This is a genomic window from Enterococcus sp. C65 (assembly GCF_040887165.1).
Lineage (GTDB): Bacteria > Bacillota > Bacilli > Lactobacillales > Enterococcaceae > Enterococcus_B > Enterococcus_B hirae.
On record NZ_JBFOFG010000002.1, the window covers coordinates 96,776 to 112,211 of the forward strand.

Sequence of the window (15,436 nt, forward strand, 5' to 3'; positions counted from 1 at the left end):
CATTCATGGTTTATATCGATCCAAAACATTTGGAATTAGAAGACCGCGTTGTTGCAATTAACCGTGTAACAAAAGTTGTTAAAGGTGGACGTCGTCTACGTTTTGCTGCTTTAGTTGTTGTCGGTGACAAAAACGGACATGTAGGATTTGGTACTGGTAAAGCACAAGAAGTACCTGAAGCAATCCGTAAAGCAATTGAAGATGCGAAGAAAAACTTAGTTGAAGTACCTATGGTTGGTTCAACAATCCCACACGAAGTCATCGGTGCTTTTAGTGGTGGTAGAATCCTAATGAAACCTGCTGTTGAAGGTTCTGGGGTTGCTGCTGGTGGACCAGTTCGTGCCGTATTGGAATTAGCAGGGGTAGCAGATATCACTTCTAAATCTTTAGGTTCAAATACACCAATCAACGTTGTTCGTGCAACTGTTGAAGGTTTGAAACAATTGAAACGTGCAGAAGAAGTTGCAGAACTTCGCGGCAAATCAGTTGAAGAATTAATCGGATAAGGAGGACAAAAATAATGGCTGAATTAAAAGTTACTTTAAAACGCAGTATTATCGGACGTCCTCAAAACCAACGTGATACAGTAAAAGCGTTAGGTCTTACAAAGATTAACAGCTCAGTGGTTAAACCTGCTAATGAAGCAATCAAAGGCATGATCAACACTGTTTCTCACTTGGTGGACGTTGAAGAAATCTAATTAAACAAACCTAGTATATAGTAAGAAATATGAACTAGAATATTAAGGAGGTGCCAAACCTATGAAACTTCATGAATTAAAACCTGCAGAAGGTTCACGACAAGTACGTAACCGTGTTGGACGTGGTACTTCTTCTGGTAACGGAAAAACTGCTGGACGTGGTCAAAAAGGTCAAAAAGCTCGTTCAGGCGGTGGTGTACGTCTAGGATTTGAAGGGGGTCAAACTCCATTATTCCGTCGTTTACCAAAACGTGGTTTCACAAACGTGAACCGCAAAGATTATGCAGTCATCAATCTTGATGTCCTAAATCGTTTTGAAGATGGTGCTGAAGTAACTCCAGTTGCTTTAGTAGAAGCTGGAATCGTGAAAAACGAAAAATCTGGAATCAAAGTATTAGCTAACGGTGAGTTAACTAAGAAATTGACTGTGAAAGCCGCAAAATTCTCTAAGGCAGCTGAAGAAGCAATCGTTGCTGCTGGTGGGTCAATTGAGGTGATCTAATGTTCAAACTGTTAAAAGATGCTTTTAAAGTAAAAGACATTAGATCCAAAATCCTATTTACTGTTTTTGTTCTATTTGTATTTCGCTTAGGTGCACATATCACTGTGCCCGGAGTAAATGCTAGTTCATTGCAAAACCTTTCTTCTTTACCTTTTTTCAACATGTTGAACTTGGTGAGTGGTAGTGCGATGCAAAACTTCTCCATCTTCTCAATGGGGGTTTCGCCTTACATTACAGCTTCGATCGTTATCCAATTGTTACAAATGGATATCGTGCCACGTTTTGTTGAATGGTCAAAACAAGGGGAGGTTGGTCGTAAGAAGTTGAATCAAGCAACTCGATACCTGACATTAGTATTGGCATTTGTCCAATCTGTTGGGATCACTGCTGGATTTAACCAATATGCTCAACTAGGTTTTGTGAATAACCCTAACGTTTCAACCTATGTTACTATCGGTCTGATTTTGACTGCAGGTACAATGTTTGTCACTTGGTTAGGAGAACAAATCACAGAAAAAGGAATCGGTAACGGAGTATCAATGATCATCTTTGCAGGGATCATTTCTCGACTTCCTGAAAGTGTAAAAGAAATTTATGAAGACTATTTCGTAAATATCAATCAATCAGATATCTGGAAATCTGCAATTTTCATTGCTATTTTAATCGTTGCAATCTTATTGATCGTAACGTGCGTTACATTTTTCCAACAAGCTGAACGCAAAATCCCAATTCAATATACGAAACGTGTAGCAGGGGCGCCAACAAGTAGTTATCTACCGTTGAAAGTCAATGCGGCTGGGGTTATCCCGGTTATCTTTGCAAGTTCGTTTATTGCGACACCTAATGCGGTTTTACAAGCATTGAGTGGAAGATTTGGGGCTGAAAACTGGTATAAAATAATGATGCAGATCTTTAACTATAATACTGCACCTGGTGCAACTATTTATACGATCTTGATCGTCGCATTCACATTCTTCTATGCTTTTGTTCAAGTAAACCCTGAGAAATTAGCGGAAAACTTACAAAAACAAGGAAGCTATATACCAAGCGTACGTCCTGGTAAAGGAACTGAAGAGTATGTCTCAAGCTTATTGATGCGTTTAAGTACAGTCGGTGCGATTTTCCTTGGTTTAGTGGCTTTATTACCGATCATTGCTCAAATGATTTGGAATCTGCCTCAGTCCATTGGGTTAGGTGGTACTAGCTTACTGATCGTCATCGGTGTAGCTTTAGAAACTGCGAAACAGTTAGAAGGCTTAATGCTGAAACGTAAGTACGTTGGATTTATCGAGTAAGAAAGCGTGTTGAGGTTTTTCCTCAACACACGTTCTCACATTTATTAGGAGGGAAAACAATGAACCTCATTTTAATGGGGCTACCAGGCGCAGGTAAAGGAACACAAGCAGAAAAAATCATTGATGCTTATCATATTCCTCACATCTCAACAGGAGACATGTTCCGTGCAGCAATGCAAAATGAAACAGCTCTTGGCTTGGAAGCAAAGTCTTATATTGATAAAGGTGAATTAGTTCCTGATGAAGTAACAAATGGAATCGTGAAAGAGCGCTTAGCTGAACCTGATACGGAAAAAGGCTTCTTATTAGATGGTTTTCCCCGTACACTTGAGCAAGCAGAAGCGCTAGATGCAATGTTAAAAGACTTAGACAAAAAAATTGATGCAGTCATCGATATCCATGTTGGTGAAGATGTATTGGTTGAGCGTTTAGCTGGCCGATTCATTTGCAGCAATTGTGGAGCAACTTATCATAAAATTTTTAACCCTACAAAAGTTGAAGATACATGTGATCGTTGTGGTGGGCATGAATTCTATCAAAGAGAAGATGATAAACCTGAGACGGTTAAAAATCGTCTGGCTATCAACATCAAAAATAGTGAACCAATCTTGGCCTATTACAAAGAACAAGGTTTGCTAAACACTATCGATGGTGATCGTGAAATCGATGCTGTATTTACTGATGTCCAAAAAATTATTGAAAAATAGCACGATTGCCCGTAGCCGACTTGCATTAAGCAGTTACTCTTGTCAAGTTCAATAAATTATGATAGAATATGTCAGTCCGACTTCTAGAGAAATCCTCTAGATGATCCATTTTGAGAATTTTGAGGTGGGAACTGCAGTTTCCGCCATTTTATCGTGTGAAAATGCGAAACAAGTACAAGGAGGTACTGTGCGTGGCAAAAGAAGATATGATTGAAGTCGAAGGTACAGTCGTCGAAACTTTGCCGAATGCAATGTTTAAAGTTGAACTAGAAAACGGACACCAAGTTCTTGCTACTGTTTCAGGTAAAATCCGTATGCATTACATCCGTATCTTACCTGGTGACAAAGTGACGGTTGAATTGTCTCCGTATGATTTAAACCGTGGCCGTATTACTTATCGCTTTAAATAATTGTACTCCGTAAAACTACAGGAGGTATTATCATGAAAGTAAGACCATCAGTAAAACCAATGTGCGAACATTGTAAAGTAATTCGTCGTAAAGGACGCGTTATGGTGATTTGCCCAGCAAATCCAAAACATAAACAACGTCAAGGATAATTGGAGGTGCAATAAATATGGCTCGTATTGCAGGAGTAGATATTCCTCGTGATAAACGTGTAGTAGTTTCTCTTACTTATATCTATGGTATTGGTAACACTACTGCTAAAAAAATCTTAGCTGATGCTGGTGTATCTGAAGATGTTCGTGTTCGTGAATTAACGAATGAACAAACAGATGCTATCCGTGCAGAAGTAGATAAATTAAAAGTTGAAGGTGACCTTCGTCGTGAAGTGAACTTAAACATCAAACGTTTGATGGAAATCGGTTCATACCGTGGAATCCGTCATCGTCGTGGATTGCCTGTTCGTGGACAAAACACGAAAAACAATGCACGTACTCGTAAAGGTCCAGCTCGCGCTATCGCTGGCAAGAAAAAATAATTCTTAAGTGAAGGAGGTTAGAACTTCATGGCAGCAAAAAAAGTGAATCGTAAACGCCGTGTGAAAAAGAATATAGAAGCAGGTATTGCACATATCCATTCTACATTCAACAACACTATCATCATGATCACTGATACTCACGGGAATGCATTAGCGTGGTCATCAGCTGGTTCATTAGGCTTCAAAGGAAGCAAAAAATCAACTCCTTTTGCCGCTCAAATGGCAGCAGAAACAGCTACAAAAGCAGCAATGGAACACGGATTAAAAACTGTTGAAGTAACAGTTAAAGGACCTGGTTCTGGACGTGAAGCAGCAATTCGTTCATTACAAGCTACAGGTTTAGAAGTGACTGCAATTCGTGACGTGACTCCAGTTCCTCATAATGGTGCCCGCCCTCCAAAACGCCGTCGTGTTTAATGAGTGCCGCTCATTTTGAGTTCTATTAGTAACGTCATTGAACAAGACACTTTTCGTTTTGAAAGGGGTAAAGATAAGAATGATTGAGTTCGAAAAACCAAGAATCGCAAAAATTGATGAAGAAAAAGATTATGGCAAGTTCATCGTTGAACCTCTTGAAAGAGGATATGGGACTACTTTAGGGAATTCCCTACGTCGTATTTTATTATCTTCTTTGCCAGGTGCTGCCATCACTAATATTCAAATCGATGGTGTACTGCATGAATTCTCTACCATTAAAGGGGTAAGAGAAGACGTCACTCAAATCATCTTGAACATTAAAGGCTTAGCACTTAAAATGTATGGTCAAGAAGAAAAAACCCTTGAAATCGATATTACCGGACCTGCTACAGTAACTGCTGGCGATATTATCGTTGATAGTGAGGTAGAAATTCTTAACAAAGATATGTACATCTGTAGCGTCTCTGAAGGAGCTACGTTCCACGCTCGCTTAACAGTGAAGCCAGGACGTGGTTATGTTCAAGCAGATGAAAACAAAAAAGAAGATATGCCAATTGGTGTACTTCCAGTCGATTCAATCTACACGCCAGTTCGTCGTGTGAACTACCAAGTAGAAAACACTCGTGTTGGACACCGTGAAGATTTTGATAAATTGACGATGGAGATTTGGACAGATGGTTCAATCGAACCGTTGGAAGCAATGAGTTTATCTGCAAAAATCATGACAGAACATTTAGACATCTTTGTAAACCTAACTGATGAAGCTAAAAATGCTGAAATCATGGTCGAAAAAGAAGAAACACAAAAAGAAAAAATGTTAGAAATGACAATTGAAGAATTAGACTTGTCTGTTCGCTCTTATAATTGTTTGAAACGTGCAGGAATCAATACTGTACAAGAACTTACAAATAAATCTGAGCCAGAAATGATCAAAGTCCGTAACTTAGGACGTAAATCATTAGAAGAAGTGAAAGCTAAATTACACGACTTAGGTTTAGGTTTACGTAAGGAAGATTAAAACCTTTTACGAAGGAGGGAAACCAACGTGAGTTATCGTAAACTAGGACGCACATCTAGCCAACGTAAAGCGATGTTGCGTGATTTAACAACTGACTTATTAATTAACGAACGTATTGTGACTACTGAAGCTCGTGCGAAAGAAGTTCGCTCAACTACAGAAAAAATGATCACTTTAGGCAAACGTGGAGACTTACATGCACGTCGTCAAGCTGCGGCTTTTGTACGTAATGAAGTTGCTAGCGTACGTGAAGAAAATGAGGACATCGTCATTGAATCAGCTTTACAAAAACTATTTAATGATATCGCACCTCGTTATGCTGAACGTCAAGGTGGCTACACTCGTATCTTGAAGACAGAACCAAGACGCGGTGATGGTGCACCAATGGTTGTCTTAGAACTTGTCTAAAATCACACTAATAACATCACTTTATAGATGATTCTTTTAGAGTGTTATGATGTTGGAAGTTAACTCTTCCGAGTCTAGCTCAGCGCTACTCCCCAAATCTATTGGTTTGGGGAGTATGCACTCATCATAAAGTGTTTTTTTGTACCTTCAATTACCTGTCAAGACATCTAATTGAAGGTGTAAAAAAACACTTTAATTAAAACGGAAACAATTGAAAAATCAGGTGTTTTTTGATAGTGTTAGTAGGAACTTAGGATGGAGAAGGAGTAATTATGGAGCCAATAATTGAATTAGGAAAGATTAATTACAAATATCAACCTGATGACCCTCGTCCAGCATTAAAAGACATTTCATTTACCATCAAGCAAGGTGAGTGGATCGCAATCATCGGACATAATGGATCAGGGAAATCAACACTTGCAAAAACAATCAATGGGTTGCTTCTACCAGAGTCTGGTATTGTGAAAGTTGGCAATCAAACACTTAATGAAGAAAATATCTGGTCGATCCGTCGAATGGTTGGAATGGTTTTCCAAAATCCAGACAACCAATTTGTTGGATCTACTGTTGAAGATGATGTTGCTTTTGGTCTTGAGAACCAAGGTATACCTAGAGAAGAAATGGTGATCCGTGTACAAGATGCGCTAGAAAAGGTACGTATGATCGATTTTGCCAAACGTGAACCAGCAAGACTTTCTGGTGGACAAAAACAACGAGTAGCCATTGCTGGAGTCGTAGCTCTACGTCCAGATATTATTATCTTAGATGAAGCTACTAGTATGCTTGATCCAGAAGGTCGTGAAGAAGTGATTTCCACGATTAAAAAAATCAAAGATGAAAGTAATTTGACCGTCATATCTATCACTCATGATATCGATGAGGCAGCAAATGCCAATCGGATATTAGTGATGAAACAAGGAGAATTAGTCAATGAAGGCACACCAGAACAAATCTTTTCTGCTGGTCCAGAATTGATCAATTTAGGGTTAGATCTTCCTTTTCCTGAAAAATTGAAAAGCGCCTTGAAGCAACGAGGAATTGATGTTCCTAGTGAATATATGACAGAAGAAAGGATGGTGGAATGGTTATGGACATCCGTTTTGAAAAAGTAGATTTCACCTATCAACCAAACACACCATTCGAACAACGTGCATTATTTGATATTGATTTAATGATTAAAGAAAATAGCTACACAGCCTTAGTCGGGCATACTGGAAGTGGGAAATCAACCTTACTGCAACATTTGAATGCGTTGATTAAACCTACCAGTGGGATCGTACATATTGGCGATCGACAAATCAAGCCCGATACGAATAATAAAAACTTAAAACCCATTCGTAAAAAAGTGGGCATTGTTTTTCAGTTTCCTGAAGCCCAATTATTTGAAGAAACGGTAGCAAAAGACATTGCTTTTGGACCAAAGAACTTTGGTGTCAGTGAGGAAGATGCACGAGACTTAGCTAAAGAAACATTAGCACAAGTTGGTTTAGATGAAACTTACTTAGAGCGTTCTCCTTTTGAATTATCTGGAGGACAAATGCGTCGAGTAGCGATTGCAGGTGTACTTGCTATGAAGCCGGAAGTACTAGTATTAGACGAACCAACGGCCGGACTTGATCCTCAAGGTCGAAAAGAAATGATGGATATGTTCTGGCGACTGCACAAAGAACAAAAAATCACGATCGTATTGGTCACTCATTTAATGGATGATGTGGCAAATTACGCTGATTATGTTTATGTCTTAGAAAAAGGTAGGATTGTAAATAGCGGTCAACCTCATGCAGTTTTTCAAAATCTATCTTGGCTCAAAGAAAAGCAATTAGGTGTTCCGACTGCGACAGAATTTGCGGAAAAGCTGAATAGTCGAACAGCGCTTTTTTCCGAACTTCCAATCACTGCAGATGAATTAGCAGATCAGCTCGTAGCATTAGTAGGGGGACAACCTGATGATGAATAAATTAATTTTTGGTCGATACATGCCTGGAGATTCCTTGATCCATCGATTAGACCCTCGTGCAAAGTTATTAGCAAGTTTCTACTTTATTGGAATTATTTTTTTAGCAAATAATTGGCAGACTTATACGTTATTAGCTGTTTTCACTTTACTTGCTGTCTTTCTCTCAAAGGTAGATTTCAAATTTTTCATCCGAGGCATCCGTCCTTTGATCTGGTTGATTTTATTTACAGTGGCACTCCAAGTATTATTTACTAGCGGTGGTGCTACCTACTGGAGTTGGGGAATCTTCAATATTACGGAGTTCGGTGTAATGAATGGGCTGTTTATTTTTTGCCGATTTGTACTAATCATTTTTATGTCTACCTTATTAACATTAACGACTCCACCTTTGGAATTATCTGATGCGATTGAGTATTTACTTCGCCCATTAAAAGCAGTTCGCTTTCCGGTGCATGAAATTTCGTTGATGCTTTCGATTGCTCTACGATTCGTACCAACGTTGATGGATGAAACAGAGAAAATCATGAATGCACAACGAGCTCGTGGGGTTGATTTTGGTGAAGGAAGTCTAGTCCAAAAAATGAAAGCAGTTATTCCTTTGCTGATTCCTTTGTTTGTTAGCAGTTTTAACCGGGCAGAAGATTTAGCGACTGCCATGGAAGCAAGAGGATACCAAGGTGGTGAAGGAAGAACAAAGTACCGCATACTGCATTGGCATCAACGAGATACGATGGTCCTTGTTGTTTTTGTCTTGATGACCATTGCATTAGTCTTTTTAAGAAGTTGATGAGTAGGTGAAAGTATGACACGTTATAAAGCAATTATTGCCTATGATGGTACCCATTTTAATGGTTTTCAGAAGCAACCAAATGGTCGTACTGTCCAAGAGGAAATGGAAAAAACGCTAAAGAAAATGGCCAATGGAAAAGAGATCACTGTCTTTGGTTCTGGCCGTACTGATGCAGGGGTCCATGCGATGGGGCAAGTGATCCATTTTGATTATCCTGAAGAACGACCTTTAGAACGTATGCGTTTTGCATTAGATACGCAATCGCCAGAAGATATCGCAGTTAAAGCCGTTGAGATCGTTTCAGATGATTTTCACGCGCGCTATTTAGTAAAAGAAAAAACTTACCAGTTTCGGGTCGATATTGGAAAACCACGCAGTCCGTTTCGTCGGCATTACGCAAGTTATTTCCCCTATCCACTTGATTTATCGAAAATTCAACGAGCATTGCCTGACTTAATAGGTACCCATGATTTCACTTCTTTTTGTGCTTCTGGAAGTTCAATCGAGGACAAAGTAAGAACGATCTATGAAGCAAAGATGGAAGTCAATGAGGCCGGGGATGAGTTGTTATTTACTTTTCGTGGGAATGGTTTCTTGTACAAGATGATTCGGATCCTTGTCGGTACGTTGCTGAAGATTGGGAACGGGCGACTCTCAGAGGATAGTATACCCGAAATCATTGCGAAAAAAGATCGAAATGCTGCAGGACCCACAGCTCATCCAGAAGGGTTATATCTGTATGAAGTGGTGTATGATCAATAAAGAAAAGTTCCAAATAGATCCTATTGGAGGTAATAAACTTCAAAAAAGGACGAGAGGGTTAAATGGTTAAGAGAAAATAGCTCTTTTTATGAATCCATAAAGACCTTTTATTCACACGTTTCGTTTAGAGAAAAAATATTTCTCTAAACGGAACGTTTTTTTATTTTTTATGAGTTTTAACTCTCCAAAAAATAATAACAGTAACAAGATATTACTAGCATATAAGTAGCTAAATGATCAATTTTATAGAAATATAAAATAACTATTATTTAAAATAACAATCGAAATAACATAAAGTATATAAAAAAGAAAAAGTTGTTGCTAAAGAGAGGATTCTTTTCTTTATAATAGAACCTAATGAGCGAAAGGAGAATAAATGACATGAGCAATGAAAAATTAGATCAGAATACTTTAATCAGCATACTGGGAGAAGTACATGAGGAAAAACCCTTTATTGAGACGAGACTAGATGAGAAAGAAAATTTTAAAAATGCTATGGGTAATATATTCCAACAAAACCCATCCATACAGCCAAAAATAGTAACAACAGCCCCAGCAAAAAATTCGGCAAACAATAATCCATCAGTACTATCGAGTGCGAAGATGGAAAATTCAACTAGCATATTGGGAGAAACAACCGGTTCAAAATCGTTTATGGCTATGACAGCAGCTGAGAAAAAAATTTTTAAAAACGCTATGGGTAATATATTCCAACAAAACCTAACCATACAGCCAAAAATAGTAACACCAGATCCAGCAAAAAATTCGGCAAACAATAATCCATCAATACCATCGAGTGCGCAGATGGAAAATCCAACTAGCATATTAGGAGAAACAACCGGTTCAAAATCGTTTATGGCTATGACAGCAGCTGAGAAAGAAAATTTTAAAAATGCTATGGGTAATATATTCCAACAAAACCCATCCATACAGCCAAAAATAGTAACAACAGCCCCAGCAAAAAATTCGGCAAACAATAATCCATCCATACTATCGAGTGCGCAGATGGAAAATCCAACTAGCATATTGGGAGAAACAACCGGTTCAAAATCGTTTATGGCTATGACAGCAACTGAGAAAGAAATTTTTAAAAACGCTATGGGTAACATATTCCTAAAGAACCTGCCCATACATCAGACAACAGTAATACCAGTGCCAATAACAAAGGAATCGTCAAAAACTAAACCTTCTGATCAAGGAGAGCATAGAAGAAAATTCGTTGATGTATTAAACCAAATAAAGTTAAATAATCCAGTAGCACAAGAAAGAACAGCAGAGTCTGCAAAAAAAGAATTTACAGAAAACACCTCTTTGATATTACCGAGTGAGGAGAAGTCAGGACAACCCGAGTCAACAAGAACAGATCTTACGGAAAACATTCCTTCGAAACTATTGAGCGAAGAGAAACCAAAACAACCCGAGCCAGCAAAAAAAGATTTTACGGAAAACACTCCTCCGGCATTAACGAATGAGGAGAAACCAAAACAACCCATGCCAACAAGAACAGATCTTACGGAAAACACTTCTTCAAAACTACAAGGTGATCAAAAACTGCAACGATCAAACTTTGATATTGTATTAAACCAGTTAATGTTAAATAAACTAACGGCACAGAAAATATCAGTAGAACAAACAGTAGAAAACTCGGCAGACGATAATCCTTCGAAACTATTGAGCGGAGAGAAGCCAGAACAACCCGAGCCAGCAAAAAAAGAATTTACAGAAAACATCCCTTTGACATTACCGAGTAAGGAGAAGCTAGAGCAACCTGAGCCAACAAGAACAGATCTTACGGAAAACACTTCTTCGAAACTAGAAGTTGATCAAGAAAAACATAACAATAAAACCAATCAACTGGTACCAAAAACAAATGTCAAAGCGTTAACTAAGTTTTTTGAAACAAAGAGTTCTATAAACGAAGCTTGTGATAGAGCAAAACAAGGTGCAGAGTTAGAAAAAAATAGAATTTCCCAAAATACTGTGACAAATGGACAATCTTTATCTAGGTAATAGCTGATAATCAACCCTTAAATAAAGAAGTCAGATGGATTTTATACGGCTAGTGAGTACACCTGTTGTTTAATTATTTGAGAACGTACCATAGCTACTCAAGGTGAGCCATTTTTGTAGGATAGAATGCTTCAATTCATGATTTTGTTTTATGAATATGCGAATCGAGTTCAGTACTCAGCTAAATATTGGAAGAGTAGATATGAAAAATAATGACTAGATATTAAGTTAGACGATGTGTACGAATGTCGAACATTTTTACTAAGCGAAACATAAATTTTAAAAAAAAGAAAAAATAGGTAAAGGAATGATTGGATTTTAGTATACAATATGGACTAACTTAACGGAGGGAGATTTTTTAATGGAAAATAATCAGGAAACATTGAAGACTATACATGGAGACCTTATAGCGATAGCTAACAATCTAGGATTTTATGATAGCGAAACATTTCATAAAAAAATAAGTGAAGAAACAAAGAAAACGTTATCGAAAGACAATAAGCAATTAACCAAAGAAAAACTAGAAGTAGCAGTGATGAACTTAACTGAAATGATACCGAATACTATAAAAACTAAACTAAAGGCAGATGAAAGGCTAGTAGCAAGTAAAAGCGCACGTTTATTTACACGTGCTGTAAGCGAAAAAAAGCAAGATTCAGATGGTATTTTACAAGATATACTAGCATATAACAAAAGTATTAGTGATGGAGTGGAATCACTGAAGAAAGCTAGACCGCATGAAAGAGAACAGCTAATTAGTTCAATTGAAGAAGGTTGGGAAGCTGCTAAGAACAATTTGAACCTATTAAAAAAAGACGAGGGTATTGCTCCTGATGGAATGACTAACACTGCAGTAATAGAATCTCTATTATTTCAGAGAAAGAATTTTTTAAATACATATCACATGATACATCAAGTAAGGGAACAACTTGGTTTAAAACAAATTCGAAGGCAAGATTTAAGTGTTGGTGCTAATAGCCAAAACTCTTCGGTTAGTTTAGCAGAAGTGGTTAAAATGAAATTTAAAGAATTCCAAAAGAAACAACAAGAGAGTCTAAAAAACAGTTCAGAGGACAACACAATACATAGTTCCCAACTTACGAGTCAAGGACAAAACGGAAATCATGCTGTTGATGATAATGGGTATGAAGAACCAGTTGAATATGGTGAAGTAGGCATTTATGGGGAGAACGAAAATCCTGAGGAGCTAACTCCTCGTTCAAGTGCTGTTGATGATAATGGGTATGAAGAACCAGTTGAATATGATGAAGTAGACATTTATGGGGAGAACGGGAATCCTGAGGAGCTAACTCCTCGTTCAAGTGCTGTTGCTGCTCATGTGTATGGCGAACCAGTTGAATATGATGAAGTAGACATTTATGGGGAGAACGGGAATCCTGAGGAAGTAAGTTTAGAGCCAACTCCTCGTCCAAGTAATGCTTCTACCACGTCTTCAATATCTTTTAGCATCTATGATGAAGTTGCGGATATTAATAATGATTATGAAGTCGTAGATAATAACCGGGATCAAGGGCCGAAACCGGAACTTTGGCAATCCATGAACTCTTTAAGAAATGAAAAGCAAAAACTATATAAAGAGATCATTCAGTTATCTAAAGAACATAAAGTAGGTACAAAAGAATTTTCTGAAAAAGTAGAGAGATTACTAGATATTCGCTATAAAATCGCCATAAAAAAAGAACTGATTCAAAAGGTTGGTTTTGATTTCACAAAAATTTTAAATAATCCTAAATTTTTAGGTAGAGACAATCCAGACATGATAAACAAATATGATGATGCAATCAGTAATTTTATAAACCAAACGAAAACTAATATACCACAAGTAACAACTGACAATACTAAAGATGAGAATAAGAAAAAAAGAGCTAAATTATATCAGAAAATGAAACATCAATTTAATACCAATCAAACATTGTCTGGAAGAGAATCAGCTGCACAGATTTATCCACTTATAGTAGAAGTATTGAACAAAAATATACCTAATAACCTATCGACCTATGATTATTACGATTTGAGTAAAAGTAAAACGTTGAAAAAGGCCGGTCTTCATAAATGGGGAAATGTTGAGAAGATATTGGATGCTTCGAATCGATTAAAGTTTAATTATCCGTCACCTGATACTAAAAACTTGCAGTACGTTAAACAAAGCAAAAAAGAGTTAAAGGAACTTGAATTGGTTTTCAATAAACAAGTTACCAAATTTTATAAGCTTTTTAAAAATGCTAAAACTTCACTAAATAAGGATGTGCATGAAAAAGAATTCATCACTAATCTAAGCAACTTACGTGACATCCATCATCAACTTGAGACTAGAAAAACGATCGAACACATGCTTGGGATGGACTATGAGAAATTTTGTCACAAATTTGCTGAGCGAAACAACGTTGATCCCCAAAAAATCATTCATGCATGGCAGGAGACAGCAGCAACGCAATTAAAAGATAAAAGTCCTAATCTGGTGGATGATTTTACACAGGATGTTAGCAAAAGATTTCAGGATGTGACAAGGAGTGCTGACCCGTTATCAGTTGGGAAGTTGAATGAATTTTTTAATATGGATCTATATAAGGCTAGAATAGCGAAGAACTATTTAGAATCCAAAAAGGTTGATTATGCTCAAGATAGAGCTTGGATTATTAATAAGGTCAATTATATAAAACGATTGGATAAAGAGGGATCATATAAAAGGGCGAATGAAGAGTTCATAAAGCTACTACCAGAAATAGATAAGCTACTTAATCAATACACGCTAATCGAACAACCATTTTATCACATTAATACCCCTATTAATGAGTGTCCTACATTAAAGAACTTAGGAATTAAAGATTGCCGTGAGTATTTACCAGATCCTGTGAAAAAAATAGAACCCCTTTACGCTCAAGTGAATAAAAATAAGGGAATGAATCCAGAAAATGACCAAGGACGATTATTAAATATAATAAATGTAGCACAAAGTAAAGTACAGCAGGATGCGCAAAATCAACAACTTGATCCGTCTAAAAGAAAGCCTAGTAATGATTTATTAAGAGAGACTAGTGTCTAATTTAAATTATAAAATGTAAAACAAACAGTTAAAGAATCTAAAACCATTTTTGTACCGATCCCTAAAGATTAGCTCAAAAACTAACTTCTGGGGGTCGGTAGTTTTATGAATAAATAGACAAAAAAGTAAGGGACAAAAAAAGACACCACAACATTATAATTTACCTATGACATAGGGACTGAAAGAGCGAAGGGAGAAAAAATTTATAGAAAATAAGCAATCAATAGGACAAGGTAAGCACCATGGAAAATAAAAAGAACGATGGTATCCCTAAAGAGCAGGTAATACGATCTAAGTATCATCAAATGACAATAAAACAATTGCAACAAACAAAAAAAGAATTGTATAAAACTATTATTGCGTTATCTAAAAAAGGGGAGGTAAATACCGAAACATTTAAAGAAAATCTATCTGATTTGTTGGAAATAAGATATCAACTTGCAATAAAAAAAGAATTTGAACAAAGTATTGGTATAGATATTTCCATTTTTTATCTAAAAGAGTCATTATTTACTATGCCAGCTATAGAATCAAGTTTGGAGCAAACTTTAGAATCAATACAACCTTTAAATCAAATTTACATAAATAAAATGACTGAATTTTATCAAAAAAACCAGTAATCATCAGAAGGTCCTTCGGTATAATTTACCATCAACAAATAGTTTTTCTAATAGTCGATCGAAACCTGTAACCAGAAATGATCGTTCTTTTTAACTAATAGATAAATAAAGCATCAAGAGTGACAGAAGCATTCAGCCGGGATGTATAATTTATGTTATTTTATTATTGGGGTTCCTAATTGGAAGACTCAGGTAAGCTTGCGTACTACGGGTAAATTCTAAAATAGATCAATCAGTTTACTGA

General features: G+C 36.9%; 18 protein-coding genes. All 18 read left to right on the forward strand.

Annotated elements, in window-relative coordinates:
* Positions 1–5 precede the first annotated feature (5 nt).
* The 18 genes from rpsE to AB3I12_RS02660 all read left to right on the forward strand — a co-directional run bounded on the left by rpsE (position 6) and on the right by AB3I12_RS02660 (position 15,192).
* Positions 6–506 carry a 30S ribosomal protein S5 gene (gene rpsE / locus AB3I12_RS02575; protein WP_002288681.1) on the forward strand — a complete coding sequence of 167 codons (501 nt, stop codon included), beginning with the start codon at positions 6–8 and terminating at the stop codon, positions 504–506.
* A gap of 14 nt (positions 507–520) precedes the next feature.
* Positions 521–700, forward strand: a complete 180-nt coding sequence (rpmD, locus tag AB3I12_RS02580; protein ID WP_010720441.1) for a 50S ribosomal protein L30 — start codon at positions 521–523, stop codon at positions 698–700.
* Positions 701–761: 61 nt separating this feature from the next.
* Entirely contained in the window at positions 762–1,202 is a 441-nt protein-coding gene (gene rplO, locus AB3I12_RS02585; protein ID WP_010720440.1) for a 50S ribosomal protein L15, read from the forward strand.
* Positions 1,202–2,497 carry a preprotein translocase subunit SecY gene (gene secY, locus AB3I12_RS02590; protein WP_010720439.1) on the forward strand — a complete coding sequence of 432 codons (1,296 nt, stop codon included), beginning with the start codon at positions 1,202–1,204 and terminating at the stop codon, positions 2,495–2,497. The genes rplO and secY overlap by 1 nt, the downstream gene beginning before the upstream one ends.
* Positions 2,498–2,556: 59 nt before the next feature.
* The gene (locus tag AB3I12_RS02595) at positions 2,557–3,204 is read left to right on the forward strand and encodes an adenylate kinase (RefSeq protein ID WP_010720438.1); all 648 of its coding nucleotides are present in this window, start codon (positions 2,557–2,559) and stop codon (positions 3,202–3,204) included.
* A gap of 191 nt (positions 3,205–3,395) precedes the next feature.
* Complete coding sequence (infA, locus tag AB3I12_RS02600) at positions 3,396–3,614, forward strand: translation initiation factor IF-1 (RefSeq protein ID WP_002288695.1); 219 nt, start codon at positions 3,396–3,398, stop codon at positions 3,612–3,614.
* Between the two features lie 32 nt (positions 3,615–3,646).
* Positions 3,647–3,763: a 50S ribosomal protein L36 gene (gene rpmJ, locus AB3I12_RS02605; RefSeq protein ID WP_002288710.1), complete on the forward strand. Its 117-nt coding sequence runs from the start codon at positions 3,647–3,649 to the stop codon at positions 3,761–3,763.
* A gap of 17 nt (positions 3,764–3,780) precedes the next feature.
* Positions 3,781–4,146 carry a 30S ribosomal protein S13 gene (gene rpsM, locus AB3I12_RS02610; protein WP_002288713.1) on the forward strand — a complete coding sequence of 122 codons (366 nt, stop codon included), beginning with the start codon at positions 3,781–3,783 and terminating at the stop codon, positions 4,144–4,146.
* A 27-nt stretch (positions 4,147–4,173) separates the two neighbouring features.
* Complete coding sequence (gene rpsK / locus AB3I12_RS02615; protein WP_002288714.1) at positions 4,174–4,563, forward strand: 30S ribosomal protein S11; 390 nt, start codon at positions 4,174–4,176, stop codon at positions 4,561–4,563.
* Positions 4,564–4,642: 79 nt separating this feature from the next.
* Positions 4,643–5,581, forward strand: coding sequence for a DNA-directed RNA polymerase subunit alpha (locus AB3I12_RS02620; protein WP_005880735.1), 939 nt, complete (start codon positions 4,643–4,645; stop codon positions 5,579–5,581).
* A 27-nt stretch (positions 5,582–5,608) separates the two neighbouring features.
* The gene (rplQ, locus tag AB3I12_RS02625; protein ID WP_005880733.1) at positions 5,609–5,989 is read left to right on the forward strand and encodes a 50S ribosomal protein L17; all 381 of its coding nucleotides are present in this window, start codon (positions 5,609–5,611) and stop codon (positions 5,987–5,989) included.
* 272 nt (positions 5,990–6,261) lie between these two features.
* Positions 6,262–7,101, forward strand: a complete 840-nt coding sequence (locus AB3I12_RS02630; RefSeq protein WP_034697737.1) for an energy-coupling factor ABC transporter ATP-binding protein — start codon at positions 6,262–6,264, stop codon at positions 7,099–7,101.
* Entirely contained in the window at positions 7,077–7,946 is an 870-nt protein-coding gene (locus AB3I12_RS02635; RefSeq protein ID WP_034697740.1) for an energy-coupling factor ABC transporter ATP-binding protein, read from the forward strand. The genes AB3I12_RS02630 and AB3I12_RS02635 overlap by 25 nt, the downstream gene beginning before the upstream one ends.
* The gene (locus AB3I12_RS02640; protein WP_053766555.1) at positions 7,936–8,733 is read left to right on the forward strand and encodes an energy-coupling factor transporter transmembrane protein EcfT; all 798 of its coding nucleotides are present in this window, start codon (positions 7,936–7,938) and stop codon (positions 8,731–8,733) included. The genes AB3I12_RS02635 and AB3I12_RS02640 overlap by 11 nt, the downstream gene beginning before the upstream one ends.
* 15 nt (positions 8,734–8,748) lie before the next feature.
* Entirely contained in the window at positions 8,749–9,498 is a 750-nt protein-coding gene (gene truA / locus AB3I12_RS02645; protein ID WP_063626400.1) for a tRNA pseudouridine(38-40) synthase TruA, read from the forward strand.
* A 381-nt stretch (positions 9,499–9,879) separates the two neighbouring features.
* Positions 9,880–11,508 (forward strand): hypothetical protein, encoded by a 1,629-nt coding sequence (locus AB3I12_RS02650; RefSeq protein WP_231105524.1) that lies wholly within the window; start codon positions 9,880–9,882, stop codon positions 11,506–11,508.
* A gap of 361 nt (positions 11,509–11,869) precedes the next feature.
* The gene (locus AB3I12_RS02655; RefSeq protein ID WP_063626401.1) at positions 11,870–14,572 is read left to right on the forward strand and encodes a hypothetical protein; all 2,703 of its coding nucleotides are present in this window, start codon (positions 11,870–11,872) and stop codon (positions 14,570–14,572) included.
* A 242-nt stretch (positions 14,573–14,814) separates the two neighbouring features.
* Entirely contained in the window at positions 14,815–15,192 is a 378-nt protein-coding gene (locus AB3I12_RS02660; RefSeq protein WP_063626402.1) for a hypothetical protein, read from the forward strand.
* Positions 15,193–15,436: the final 244 nt, after the last annotated feature.

Coding starts and splice junctions, on each gene's coding strand:
- rpsE (WP_002288681.1), top strand. CDS start 6: ATGGTTTATATCGATCCAAAACATTTGGAATTAGAAGACCGCGTTGTT.
- rpmD (WP_010720441.1), top strand. CDS start 521: ATGGCTGAATTAAAAGTTACTTTAAAACGCAGTATTATCGGACGTCCT.
- rplO (WP_010720440.1), top strand. CDS start 762: ATGAAACTTCATGAATTAAAACCTGCAGAAGGTTCACGACAAGTACGT.
- secY (WP_010720439.1), top strand. CDS start 1,202: ATGTTCAAACTGTTAAAAGATGCTTTTAAAGTAAAAGACATTAGATCC.
- AB3I12_RS02595 (WP_010720438.1), top strand. CDS start 2,557: ATGAACCTCATTTTAATGGGGCTACCAGGCGCAGGTAAAGGAACACAA.
- rpmJ (WP_002288710.1), top strand. CDS start 3,647: ATGAAAGTAAGACCATCAGTAAAACCAATGTGCGAACATTGTAAAGTA.
- rpsM (WP_002288713.1), top strand. CDS start 3,781: ATGGCTCGTATTGCAGGAGTAGATATTCCTCGTGATAAACGTGTAGTA.
- rpsK (WP_002288714.1), top strand. CDS start 4,174: ATGGCAGCAAAAAAAGTGAATCGTAAACGCCGTGTGAAAAAGAATATA.
- AB3I12_RS02620 (WP_005880735.1), top strand. CDS start 4,643: ATGATTGAGTTCGAAAAACCAAGAATCGCAAAAATTGATGAAGAAAAA.
- AB3I12_RS02630 (WP_034697737.1), top strand. CDS start 6,262: ATGGAGCCAATAATTGAATTAGGAAAGATTAATTACAAATATCAACCT.
- AB3I12_RS02635 (WP_034697740.1), top strand. CDS start 7,077: ATGGACATCCGTTTTGAAAAAGTAGATTTCACCTATCAACCAAACACA.
- AB3I12_RS02640 (WP_053766555.1), top strand. CDS start 7,936: ATGATGAATAAATTAATTTTTGGTCGATACATGCCTGGAGATTCCTTG.
- truA (WP_063626400.1), top strand. CDS start 8,749: ATGACACGTTATAAAGCAATTATTGCCTATGATGGTACCCATTTTAAT.
- AB3I12_RS02650 (WP_231105524.1), top strand. CDS start 9,880: ATGAGCAATGAAAAATTAGATCAGAATACTTTAATCAGCATACTGGGA.
- AB3I12_RS02655 (WP_063626401.1), top strand. CDS start 11,870: ATGGAAAATAATCAGGAAACATTGAAGACTATACATGGAGACCTTATA.
- AB3I12_RS02660 (WP_063626402.1), top strand. CDS start 14,815: ATGGAAAATAAAAAGAACGATGGTATCCCTAAAGAGCAGGTAATACGA.